Genomic DNA, 12,218 nt, shown 5'->3' on the forward strand with positions numbered 1-12,218 from the left:
TGAACAATTCGCACAGGGCGTATGATTTTTTAAACAGAAACCGTATTGCAGGTTATTAATGATTGAAATCTTTCTCCACCCTGTTATTTCTCCCGCGAAATAGTAAATTTGCTTTGAATGAGCTTCCTTTTTCCGGCATTTCTTATCGCTTTAGCAGCTGTCGCCGTTCCGGTTATCATCCACCTGTTTAATTTCCGCAAGTATAAAAAGGTTTATTTTACCAATGTAAGGCTGCTTCAAAATATCGAGCAGCAAACATCTTCCAGCAAATCACTTAAACGATGGCTGATACTGGCCGCCAGAGTTCTGACAATTATCTTTTTGGTGCTGGCTTTTGCCAAGCCTTTCATCCCCGGCGAGCAATATAAACAGCCGGAGGGCGGAAACCTGGTTAGTATCTATGTCGACAATTCTTTCAGCATGGAGGCCGTCAACCGTGAGGGAACCTTGCTTGATGAGGCAAAACGCCGGGCAAAAGAAATCGCTTCCGGCTACGGGCCCAACACTAAATTCCAGCTCTTAACCAATGATTTCGAAGGAAGGCACCAGCGTTTAGTTGATTACGACGAGCTAAAACAGCATATAGATGAGGTTAAGATCAGCGGTGCGTCAAGAACATTGCAGGAGATCGTTAACCGGCAAACCGATGCGCTTGCTAATCATTCAAATGCGAGTAAAAGCCAGTTCATCATTTCTGATTTCCAAACGTCAATGCTCGGGCGCGGGCAATCTGAACGGGATAGCATAGCAACAATTAATTTTGTCAGGCTGAAAGCCAATGAACTGCCCAATGTTTCTATAGATTCTGCCTGGTTTATTTCACCCGTTCACAGGCCTGGAAGCCGGGAGCAGTTGGTTGTAAAACTGGTTAACAATGCTGATAAAGACTCGGAAAAGATTGCCGTCCAGGTTGAAATTAATGGCTCGCAGAAAGCCGTAGGAACGATATCGGTTAAAGCAGGAGCATCAGCTAACGACACATTGAACTTCAGCGGCCTCGGCGGCGGATGGCAGCGTGGTAAAGTGAGTATAAAAGATTTTCCTGTTACTTTCGACGACCAGTTTTACTTCTCATTCCAGGTGCGGAAGAATCTTTCAGTTCTAGCGATCAATTCACAGGGAGCCAGTCCATATTTGCAGGCCGTTTATCGTTCTGATCCTTTCTTCGTTCTGCGAAACGCTAATACGGGAAATGTGAATTATTCGGGCTTATCAGCTTACCCGCTTATTATTTTAAACAATCTCGACTCTATTCCCGGCGGCCTCGCCAACGAATTAAAAACTTACGTGAGCAACGGAGGGAGTCTTTTTATTTTTCCTTCCTTAGATAACGATTTGTCGAATATCCGGCAGTTGCTTCAAAACCTGGGAACGGATCTTCCTTCAGAAATTGTCGCTAAGGAAACTAAAGCCGTCTCAATTAATCATCAGAGCAAATTTTTCAATAACGTATTCGAAAGTATTCCCCGTAATATGGATCTTCCGGTTGCTGAAAAATATATCCGTTATTCTACCGCTGTTCGTGCAAATAAACAGCCGCTGATAAATTTTGCCGGCAACGAAAGTTTGCTTAGCAGTTATAAAAGCGGCAAAGGAACAGTCTATTTGTCAGCTGTGCCGCTTGATAGCGAGGCTTCTAACCTGGCTCGACACGCCTTATTCGTGCCGGTTATGTACCAGGCCGCACTTGCAAGCGTAAATGCCGGTAGAATATCTTATAAACTTGGACAAGACCAGGTGGTGGAAATAACTAAAACCGTGTTACCGTCTAACCAAAGCTTTAAACTGCGTTCGGACCGTTACGATATTATCCCGGATGTCAGGCAAACTGAAACGGATACACGCCTTTTTATCGCCGACCAGGTTAAACAGGAGGGCTTTTACAATTTGTTTAAAGCTGACAGTCTGGTTTCGGTATTTGCTTTTAACAATAACCGCGTTGAATCGGTAATGAGCTTTATGAATGAAGGGCAGATTAAAAGCCAATTCAGCGGCAGCAAAATAAAATTCTACACACCAGAAAAAACATCTATGCAAAATGAGGTGAAAGCTGCTGAACAAGGCTCGCAATTGTGGAAAGTTTGTCTAATTTTGGCCTTGATTTTTTTAGCGGCCGAAGTCCTTCTGATCAGGTACTATCGCGTAAAAAGCTTCAAATTAAATACCATTTGATGAAATCTGCACTGCTTAAAGCTGTAACAATTCTCCATCCCGAATCTTCTTTGAACGGAAAAAAAACCGACGTATTAATTGAAAACGGTATCATTGCCGGTTTCGACGTTCCTGGTGACGAAAATACCCGGGTAATTGATTGCGCCGGAAAGTATCTTTCACCGGGTTTTGTCGACCTTAACGCCAATTTTGGCGAACCGGGCCTTGAAACGAAGGAAGACCTGGACAGCGGTATAAAAGCTGCAGCAGCCGGAGGATTTACAGCGGTCGTGGCCATGCCGAATACGCAACCTCCAGTGCATTCGAAGGCAGAGGTTTCCTACATCGTAAATAAAACTAAAAATGCTATCGTTGATGTGTTTCCGCTCGGAACAATCAGCTACAACAGGGAAGGAAAGGACCTTGCCGAGCTTTATGATATGAATATGGCTGGTGCCGTTGGATTTACAGACGGTGATAAACCTGTTACCGATTCGGGGCTGATGAGCCGAGCCTTATTGTACGCAAAAGGTTTCAACGGTTTGGTTATGTCATACGCGGAAGATTCATTGATCGCAGGTAAAGGTAAAATGAATGAGGGCGAAGTAAGTACTTACCTCGGTATGAAGGGCATTCCGTCGCTTGCCGAAGAAGTAATGATTGTCCGCGATATATTTCTCGCCGAATACAATGATTCAAAAATTCATTTTTCTACAATTTCGACGGCTAAGAGTGTTGAATTAATACGGGAAGCAAAAAAGAAAGGTCTAAAAATAACCTGCGATGTTGCGGCTCATAATCTGGTTTTTTCTGACGAAGCTGTTAGTGGATTCGACAGCCATTTCAAGGTAAAACCTCCGCTGAGAACTCAAAAAGATATAAAGGCACTTATCGCCGGACTTGAAGACGGAACGATCGACGCAATCGTTTCCCAGCATACGCCGCACGAAATTGAGCACAAAAATGTGGAGTTTGAAATTGCATCCTATGGTATAATCGGTTTGCAGACTGTTTTGCCTTTACTGGTAAAAGCAGGGTTGTCGCCCGAAATGATGGTAGAAAAATTAGCTGTTGGCCCGCGGAAAATTCTTGGTAAACAAATGCCTGGATTAACAAAAGGCAGTACCGCGAACTTCGTGGTGTTTGATACAGAAAGCGAGTGGGAGTTTAACAGCGATACGAACTTTTCTAAATCGGTTAATTCACCCATGTTCGGTCAAAAACTTAAAGGAAAGGTTTCCTTAGTGGTTAATAATAATCAAACTTTAAATTTTTAATGATGGATCAAAAAGTAGAAAATGCCCTCGATGCTCTAATCAGAACATTTGGGAAGGTTGGCGATCACGATGTGACTGCTTTCAGTGATGTCGCTAAGTCAATTTTTGATTCGGAACAGGTCTTTACCGATAAAGTTGCAGCATTGGATGAAGCGGTAGACAATTCGCCGCAGCTTGAAAGTTTAAGAGAGATCTTGTTCGATCTGCTGTTGATTAATTTCTTCTCGGAAGATGTACAAAAACTTGAGGAAGACTACCTCGATTCTCCGGAATGGGAAGCCATTGAAGAAGAGACGCTGGAACGCGGTACCGAGCTGCTGAATGTTCTGCTTTATTTGAAGGAATGTGAGGATGAAGGTATTGAACCTGGTCTTGACGACTATTTAAAGGAGTTTTTGCTGGTTGATGAGGATGAATTCCAGGACGAGCATCACATTTACGAAGATGTGATAGCCAATCAAATGCTTGTGGAGAGCTCATACGAAGAAATCGCGCGTACAGCCGGAACAATTTCAGATTCATCGGAAATGAAAGAGCTGTTTTATCCGTTCATGAGTTTCTTTTATGAGCCGGAACCTGGCGAAAAAGAGTTAGAATTGTATATTAGTAAAAGTATAGAGCCCGATTTTGATGCGGCTGTTTATACTTTATTAATCAGTTATAATGCATAATTAAAAAATGGAACCATCCCTTCAAAACCTTAACAAAGCCGCGATTACCAACGGATTAATCCTGGCTGCAATCACATTTGTTATCAACGTGGTGATTTACTACGTTGCACCGTCACTAATGGGCTCAACGATGTTCGGCGTCGGTATCGGCGTAATATCGCTTGTGCTTTACATCGTTTTTACTATCGATCTGAGAAAAAAAATCGGCGGATTCTGGACCTTCAGACAAGCTTTAAAAGGAATTTTTTTGATGGCGTTTATCGCTGGCTTAACTTCGGGAATCTTACAAACGCTTTTCTACAAGTTTGTTGAACCACAGGCATTTGACAAAATCTGGTCGTTCGTTGAAACCAACCTGACAAACACTTATGACAAAATGGGAATGGATCAGGACAAAATTGACGAGGTGATTGTTAAGGTTAAAGAAAATATGCAGGCACAGTTTAATCCAACTATCGCTCAATTCTTTAAAACGCTGGCCATTGGAATACTGATTGAATTTATTATGTCGCTGATATTTGCGGCGATTTTCAAAAAGGAACAGCCTGTTTTCGCTTCTGTTCAGGAAGAAGAATAATCTAAAAAAACTCATTCGTGCAAATTTTATCAGTTAATTTGATAAAATTTGCACGTTTTTTTTGCACGCGGCTCAACGCATGCGACTAACATATACAGCACATTAATGGATATATCGGTTGTTATACCTTTATTAGACGAAGAAGAATCGCTTCCGGAATTAACCAATTGGATCCGTGAGGTGATGAATAGAAATGGATTTTCATACGAGATTATCCTGGTAGATGATGGCAGCACCGACAATTCATGGGATGTTATAGAACAGCTGAAAACCAGTCACCCGAATATCCGCGGTATCAAATTCCGGCGTAATTACGGAAAATCAGCGGCTTTGAATGTCGGATTTGAAACGGCTCAGGGAAATGTAGTTATTACGATGGACGCCGATCTGCAGGACAGTCCTGACGAAATACCTGAACTTTACCGCCGAATTGTTGACGAGCGGTTTGATATTATATCAGGATGGAAGCAAAAGCGTTATGATCCTATAACCAAGACATTGCCAACCAAGCTTTTTAATGCTGCCACCAGGCAGATGTCCGGAATTAAAAATCTTCACGATTTCAATTGCGGATTAAAAGCTTATAAAAAGGATGTTGTAAAAAGCATCGAGGTGTATGGCGAGATGCACCGTTATATTCCGGTAATCGCGAAATGGGCTGGCTTCAGGCGGATAGGCGAACAGGTTGTAGAGCACAGGGCACGCAAATACGGTAAAACGAAATTTGGTTTAAGCCGCTTTATCAATGGCTTTCTGGATCTGCTTTCAATATTTTTCGTAGGCAAGTTCGCGAAACGGCCGATGCACTTTTTCGGAACGATGGGCGTTCTCAGCTTTTTCGCTGGTATGATCATAACCATCTGGTTGATCGCTGATAAATTGGTTGATATATCACATGGCGTTAAATATCGTAATGTAACGGATCAGCCGCTGTTTTATATTGCGCTTGTTGCTATAATTGTCGGTTTTCAGTTGTTCCTTACCGGTTTTATCGCCGAACTGGTGTCCAGAAATTCAACCGAACGTAATTCGTATCAAATTGACAGGACGGTTTAAGTCATTGAATTTATTTAGTTAAACTTCCTATCATCAGATGTTTTTTTCCATAATCATCCCGCTTTATAATCGCCCCCAGGAAATTGATGAGCTTCTTCACACGCTGACACTTCAAACATACAAATCATTTGAGGTGCTGGTTATCGAAGATGGATCAAAACTGGATGCACGCGAGATCGTTGAAAAATACAAGCCACAGTTGGATGTCACTTATTATTTCAAGCAGAATGAAGGGCAGGGTTTCACACGGAATTTTGGTTTTGAGCGGGCTAAGGGTAATTATTTCGTAATATTTGATTCGGATTGCCTGATTCCGTCAGATTATCTCGAAGTAGTAAAAAAAGGAGTAGAAGAACAAAAGCTGGATGCTTACGGTGGCCCTGATGCTGCGCACGAATCATTTACAGATGTACAGAAGGCGATAAGTTATTCCATGACGTCGCCATTTACAACCGGCGGCACCCGTGGTAATAGAAAGCACATCGGACAGTTTCATCCCCGAAGTTTTAATATGGGTGTTTCCCGCAGGGTTTGGGAATCTGTTGGTGGTTTTATCCTGACCCGTTTAGGTGAGGATATCGAATACAGTATCCGTATTCATTCCAAAGGGTTTAAAATTGGATTAATACCTGATGCCGTTGTTTACCATAAAAGAAGAACAAGCTTTTTGCAATTTTATAAGCAATTGCACTTTTTCGGAAGGGCTAGAATTAACATTTATAAATATTTTCCCACACAGTTAAAAGCTGTCCATTTTTTCCCGGCGCTGTTTACATTATTTCTTATTTTCAGTATATTAGTTAATCTATTACAGCTGCCAATATCACTGTTGTGCAACATTGTTGTCGCTCTCTTTATTTTGTTAGTATTTTTCCATTCGTGGATCGTAAATAAATCGTTTAAAGTTGCATTTTTGAGCATCTTTGCGGCCTTCATACAGCTCACAGCTTACGGTTTAGGTTTTATGCAGGATTTTTGGAAGAGAGTTATCTTAAAGCATTCATGATAGATTTTTTAAAGGAAAGTAGTTTCGCCGTAAATGACGTGTTAAAAACTGCTATTGATTTACTTAAAAAGCATTACATATCGATCGCAGGTTTAGGTTTATTGATGTTTATTACATGGAATTTGTCGGAGATTCTGGCTGGTTTTATGGGTGAGATAAACTGGGGAATTAATGTGCTGATGTTTATCTTCTTTATCCTTTTTTATTTCGGATTACAACTTACCTTGTTTAAGTACATTTTGCGTCTGCTTGATGATAAGGAGGCAGGCAACGTAACGATTCGCAACTCGGTTCCTACACGTAAGCAGATAGCATTTTTCCTTATCGGAACGCTTTATTTTATTGCTTGCATCATATTGGTTTACGCGCTGATTGCGGTGCTGTTTTTTCCCCTGATTTATACCGGACTTAATATGAATATGATCATCCAGGTGGCAGCTTCATTGGGAATGCTCGCTATAATTATTACCTGGATCAGGATATCGTTTTTTCCGTTCTTTATTATCGATCAAAACGCACATCCGTTTAAATCAATACGGTTTAGCCTTGCTATAACTCGTGGAAATTTCACTAAAATATTTTTGCTACTGGTGTTTTTCGCGATCTTCCATGCGCTTTCCTTTTATTTCAACTACCAGGGATATTCCTTTCTTTCGACAATTATTAGTATTGTAAATTCATTTTTAATCGTGCCTCTTTCGGGTGTTGCAATCGCTGTGGCTTATCGTCAAATGATGGCCGAATACAGAGGCGATGAAGATCCCGATATTATTCACAACATAATTTAGCGCTTATTCTGATGGGGTTGAAGGCATTTCTTAGCAAACCCTTGGCTGCTTTTGTAGTAAGAGGAGTAAATAAATGGAAATTTAACGGCGTTGAATCACAGGAAAAAGTATTCCGTCAATTGCTTGATACGGCTAAAGACACTTCATTTGGAAAAGATCATAACTTTAGCAAAGTCAAGACCTACGATGAATTTAAAAATCAGGTTCCTATACGCGACTACGAAGGTTTACGTCCTTATGTCGATCGCGTAGTACATGGAGAAGAAGACGTTTTATGGCCTGGCAAACCACAGTATTTTGCCAAAACATCCGGCACAACATCCGGCGTAAAATATATTCCGATTTCCAAAGAATCGATGCCCGAACATATTAAGGCTGCGCGTAACGCCTTGCTTACCTATATCCGTGAAACAGGTAAAGCCGATTTTGTCGATGGGAAAATGATTTTCCTGCAGGGAAGCCCTGTTCTCGACTCAAAGCATGGCATATCAGTCGGACGATTATCGGGGATTGTCGCTCACCACGTTCCAAACTACCTTCAGAAAAATAGATTGCCATCTTACGAAACCAATTGTATGGAAGATTGGGAGGCGAAGGTTGACAAGATAGTAGATGAAACAATACAGGAAGACATGCGACTGATTTCCGGAATCCCGCCATGGGTGCAAATGTATTTCGACCGGCTTATCCAGAAGTCAGATGGGAAAAAAATAAGCAGCATCTTTAAAAATTTCAGCCTTTTTGTTTACGGTGGCGTCAATTTCGAACCCTATCGGGCCCGTCTGGAAGAAAGTATCGGCCGAAAAATTGATTCGATAGAAACCTATCCTGCCTCAGAAGGATTTATCGCTTACCAGGACTCTCAATCAGAAAAAGGCTTGCTGCTGCTGGTAAATTCAGGAATTTTTTATGAATTTATCCCAGCTGACGAATTCTATAATGATAACCCCACGCGAATTAGCCTGGCAGACGTTGTTTTGAATAAAAATTATGTCCTGATATTAAACACCAACGCCGGGCTTTGGGGTTATAATATTGGCGATACGGTTAAGTTCGTTTCATTAAATCCTTATAAGATCGTTGTAACCGGCCGCATTAAACATTATATATCAGCTTTCGGCGAACACGTGATAGGAGAGGAAGTGGAAAGTGCTCTGATGGCAGCTGCGGAAAAATACCAGGTTAAGATCACAGAATTTACCGTAGCGCCGCAGGTAAATCCTGAGCGTGGAGAGCTGCCTTATCATGAATGGTTTATCGAATTTTCTGAACAGCCGTCTGATCTGGAAAGTTTCCGTCAGGAGGTTGACGAACGGCTTCAGCAAAAAAACGTGTATTACAAAGATTTGATCGAAGGCAAAATTTTACAGCCTTTACTGATAAGAAGTGTAAAACAAGATACATTTGTAAACTATATGCGCAGACAAGGCAAGCTGGGAGGTCAAAATAAATTACCACGATTATCAAACGACAGGAAAATTGCGGATGAAATCGTTGCGAACACCAATGAATAAATCTTTAAAAGAAATAGCAGAATTAAGAAATATAGCTATTCTCGGATCCACCGGAAGTATAGGAAAGCAGACGCTTGAAGTAATAGAAAGCAATCCCGGGCTCTTTCGGGCCTGCGTTCTTACTGCGCAATCCAATGCCGATCTTTTAATTCAACAGGCGCTAAAATTTAATCCTGATTACGTTGTCATTGCAGATGATACACGCTATCAGGAAGTTAAAAGTGGTTTATCCGAAACGGATATAACGGTTTTATCAGGAGCTGATGCCATTGCAGAAGTAGTTACAAACAATAGCATTGATATAGTTTTAACAGCTCTGGTAGGGTTTTCGGGTTTAAAACCCACCGTAGCGGCTATTAAAGCGGGAAAAGATATCGCATTGGCGAATAAGGAAACACTGGTAGTTGCAGGAGATTTAATTACTAGTCTGGCCTCAAAATACCGGGTTAAAATATTGCCGGTTGATTCAGAACATTCAGCTATTTTTCAATGCCTGGTTGGTGAAGAACAAAATACAATCGAAAAGATCTATCTGACTGCTTCGGGTGGTCCTTTCAGGGGGCGCGATTCTTATTTTCTAAAAACTGTAACCAGGCTGCAGGCGCTGAAACATCCGAACTGGGTTATGGGCGCTAAGATCACTATCGATTCGGCCAGCCTGATGAACAAGGGACTTGAAGTCATCGAGGCGAAATGGCTGTTTAACTTAGATGTCAGCCAGATTGACGTGATAGTGCATCCGCAGTCAATTATTCACTCTATTGTGCAGTTCGAAGACGGCTCGATGAAGGCGCAGATGGGCCTGCCTGACATGAAACTGCCAATTCAATATGCACTGACTTACCCCCAGCGAATAAAAACACAATTTCAGCGTTTTAATTTCCTGGATTACCCGCAATTGACTTTTGAACGCCCGGATGCGGATACATTTCGAAATCTTGCCATTGCTTTCGAGGCCCTAAGGACAGGCGGAAATATGCCTTGTATAATTAATGCTGCCAACGAGATTGCAGTGGCAGAATTTTTGAACGACCGGATTGGCTTTTTGGAGATGAGTGAACTGATTGAAGTTTGTATGGCAAAAGTTTCGTATGTTGCCAACCCTTCGTTATCGGATTATTTTGAAACCGATCGCTTAACGAGGGTCATTGCAAGTGAGTTTGTAACAAGTAGTTTTTAATAGAATCAAAACAAAAAATAAATAGATGGATGGATTAATTATGGCCGGCCAGCTTTTGCTGGGCTTATCCATATTAGTGATTTTACACGAATTAGGGCACTTTTTAGCGGCGCGGGCATTTGGTATTAAGGTGGAGAAATTTTATCTCTTCTTCGACGCATGGGGTGTGAAGCTCGTTAGTTTCAAATATAAAGATTGCGAATACGGGATTGGATGGCTTCCCCTCGGAGGATATGTGAAGATCACAGGAATGATCGATGAATCGATGGATACTGAGCAACTGGCCGGACCGCCACAGCCATGGGAATTTCGCTCGAAGCCCGCATGGCAGCGACTAATTGTCATGCTTGCCGGCGTTTTCGTAAACATCGTTTTGGGAATTTTTATTTTCTGGATGCTAACGTTTAAATACGGCGAAAGCTATACCCCTAATGATAAACTCGTCAATGGTGTTGCCCCGGGTGTTATCGGGAAAAATATTGGGTTGCAGAATGGTGACAGGATCACCGCGGTTAATGGCAAAAAGATAGTTCGTTTTGAAGAGCTGATCAGTTCCAAGGTTTTGTTGGGTAACAGCACAATTACGATCGACCGCAAAGGCGAAACAAAAATACTTGACATTCCCGGAAACGTGCTTGAGCAGGTTTCCGATTATGGAATAGCTGAGTTTGTAGAGCCACGCGTGGTAATGGGAAGAATTAACGAGGTCGCTGCGTCAAGCGGAGCCCAAAAGGCTGGTTTGCAAAAAGGCGACAGTATACTTTCCGTCAATGGGAAGCCCGTTCATTTTTTCGATGAGTATTTTCCGGTTATTCAAAGCAACAAGGGCAAGGCAGTAAGTTTATCGGTTTTAAGAAATAACCAGGTTGTTCAGCTTAATCCGCAGGTTTCTGCCGAAGGTACCATTGGCGTTGTAATTCCGAAATTGGAATACCCGGTTGAGCATGCTAAATACAGCTTTATTGAATCGTTGCCTGTTGGTGCTTCAAAAGCCTGGGGATCGTTTACCGATAATGCGAAAGGTTTGGGTAAAGTTCTTACCGGGCAGGTTAAAGCCAATAAGGCATTTACTGGTCCCGTGGGAATTGCAAAAATGTTTGGTAGCGAGGTCGACTGGATCAAATTCTGGAGTTTGGTAGGACTATTGTCGATGGCTTTAGCTTTGATGAATTTGTTACCGATTCCTGCCTTAGACGGTGGACATGCAATGTTCCTGCTTATTGAGATGATCAAGGGAAGCCCGCTAAGCGATAAATTTATGGAACGCGCCCAGATTGTCGGCTTTTGTATTATCGTCGCGCTGATGGTTTTCGTTTTAGGAAACGATATCCTCAAAGTTTTTAAGCATTAGGCTGAACGGCAAATGAATTACTTTGAGTTTTATGAATTGCCTGTAACTTTCAACGTTGACAAAGCGGCCGTAAAAAAAAAATTTTACGAACTGAGTAAGCGTTATCATCCTGATTTTTATGTGAATGAAAGCCAGGATAAGCAGCAGGAAATACTTGAACTATCGACACTTAATAATAAAGCTTACCAGGTTTTTTCGGACGCCGAAAAAATAACGCACTACGTACTCCAGTTAAACGACTTAATTGCCGAAGGGGAGAAATATCAGCTTCCTCAGGAATTTTTGATGGACATGATGGACATTAATGAGCAGTTAATGGAACTGGAATTTGATGCCGACCCGGTGGCGATCGCCAAAGCAACCGGCGAAGTCGATCAGTTTGAGACAGCTATTGTTGGCGAGATGAGCAATCTAAAACAATCTTTTGACACCGCTGGGGATGCAGATAAGAAATCAATCTTGCTGAAAATCAAAGATCTTTGGTACAGGAAAAAATATTTGTTGCGAATAAAGGATAGTTTGAATAGATTTGCATCCCGCTAATAAGCCCAGATGGCGGAATTGGTAGACGCGCTGGTCTCAAACACCTGTGGGAAACCGTGCCGGTTCGACTCCGGCTCTGGGTACTTTAAAGCCTCGTAAGAAGC

The 12,218-nt window shown here is 41.9% G+C and carries 11 protein-coding genes and 1 tRNA gene; all 12 read left to right on the forward strand.

Annotated elements, in window-relative coordinates:
- The first annotated feature begins 117 nt into the window (after positions 1-117).
- The 12 genes from GS399_RS20050 to GS399_RS20105 all read left to right on the forward strand — a co-directional run bounded on the left by GS399_RS20050 (position 118) and on the right by GS399_RS20105 (position 12,197).
- Complete coding sequence (locus tag GS399_RS20050) at positions 118-2,172, forward strand: BatA domain-containing protein (protein WP_237488016.1); 2,055 nt, start codon at positions 118-120, stop codon at positions 2,170-2,172.
- Entirely contained in the window at positions 2,172-3,428 is a 1,257-nt protein-coding gene (locus GS399_RS20055; protein ID WP_160846449.1) for a dihydroorotase, read from the forward strand. The genes GS399_RS20050 and GS399_RS20055 overlap by 1 nt, the downstream gene beginning before the upstream one ends.
- Complete coding sequence (locus GS399_RS20060) at positions 3,428-4,099, forward strand: hypothetical protein (RefSeq protein WP_369410143.1); 672 nt, start codon at positions 3,428-3,430, stop codon at positions 4,097-4,099. Before GS399_RS20055 ends, GS399_RS20060 begins: the two co-directional genes overlap by 1 nt.
- A gap of 7 nt (positions 4,100-4,106) precedes the next feature.
- A complete protein-coding gene (locus GS399_RS20065) occupies positions 4,107-4,676 on the forward strand; it encodes a DUF4199 domain-containing protein (RefSeq protein WP_160846450.1) in 570 nt (189 codons plus the stop codon).
- Between the two features lie 105 nt (positions 4,677-4,781).
- The gene (locus tag GS399_RS20070) at positions 4,782-5,732 is read left to right on the forward strand and encodes a glycosyltransferase family 2 protein (RefSeq protein ID WP_160846451.1); all 951 of its coding nucleotides are present in this window, start codon (positions 4,782-4,784) and stop codon (positions 5,730-5,732) included.
- A gap of 37 nt (positions 5,733-5,769) precedes the next feature.
- Positions 5,770-6,738: a glycosyltransferase family 2 protein gene (locus tag GS399_RS20075; protein ID WP_160846452.1), complete on the forward strand. Its 969-nt coding sequence runs from the start codon at positions 5,770-5,772 to the stop codon at positions 6,736-6,738.
- Positions 6,735-7,526, forward strand: a complete 792-nt coding sequence (locus GS399_RS20080) for a hypothetical protein (RefSeq protein ID WP_160846453.1) — start codon at positions 6,735-6,737, stop codon at positions 7,524-7,526. Before GS399_RS20075 ends, GS399_RS20080 begins: the two co-directional genes overlap by 4 nt.
- Before the next feature lie 11 nt (positions 7,527-7,537).
- Positions 7,538-9,040: a GH3 auxin-responsive promoter family protein gene (locus GS399_RS20085; protein WP_160846454.1), complete on the forward strand. Its 1,503-nt coding sequence runs from the start codon at positions 7,538-7,540 to the stop codon at positions 9,038-9,040.
- Complete coding sequence (locus GS399_RS20090) at positions 9,033-10,220, forward strand: 1-deoxy-D-xylulose-5-phosphate reductoisomerase (protein ID WP_160846455.1); 1,188 nt, start codon at positions 9,033-9,035, stop codon at positions 10,218-10,220. Before GS399_RS20085 ends, GS399_RS20090 begins: the two co-directional genes overlap by 8 nt.
- Before the next feature lie 25 nt (positions 10,221-10,245).
- Entirely contained in the window at positions 10,246-11,571 is a 1,326-nt protein-coding gene (rseP, locus tag GS399_RS20095; protein WP_160846456.1) for an RIP metalloprotease RseP, read from the forward strand.
- A gap of 12 nt (positions 11,572-11,583) precedes the next feature.
- Positions 11,584-12,114: an iron-sulfur cluster co-chaperone HscB C-terminal domain-containing protein gene (locus GS399_RS20100; protein ID WP_160846457.1), complete on the forward strand. Its 531-nt coding sequence runs from the start codon at positions 11,584-11,586 to the stop codon at positions 12,112-12,114.
- 3 nt (positions 12,115-12,117) lie between these two features.
- A tRNA-Leu gene (locus GS399_RS20105) sits at positions 12,118-12,197 on the forward strand.
- Positions 12,198-12,218: the final 21 nt, after the last annotated feature.

Origin of the sequence: Hufsiella arboris (assembly GCF_009834875.1) — a bacterium.
GTDB classification, from domain to species: Bacteria; Bacteroidota; Bacteroidia; order Sphingobacteriales; family Sphingobacteriaceae; genus Hufsiella_A; species Hufsiella_A arboris.